Here is a 231-nt window from a genome sequence, read left to right as displayed (position 1 = left end):
AGCGCTGCCGCCAAAGGCGTGGATTGGAGCAAAACCTTCGCTCAGGATCTGACTGACCAGAAAGGCGACAATGTGTGGCCAATCACGTCCACCACCTTCATTCTGGTGCACAAAGAGCAGAAAAACCCAGCTCAGGGCACTGAAGTCCTGAAGTTCTTTGACTGGGCATACAAAACGGGTGCCAAACAGGCTAATGACCTGGATTACGCCACTCTGCCGAAAGAAGTTATC

General features: G+C 51.9%; 1 pseudogene. It reads left to right on the top strand.

Going from position 1 to position 231, the window contains the following annotated elements:
- Window positions 1-231, top strand: a pseudogene (locus tag AC3CAU_RS16780) (phosphate ABC transporter substrate-binding protein PstS); the annotation flags it as partial.

Source organism: Acinetobacter sp. GG23, from assembly GCF_057766365.1.
Note: the sequence above shows the minus strand (reverse complement) of the source record. Positions and strands in the feature narration are given on the sequence as shown.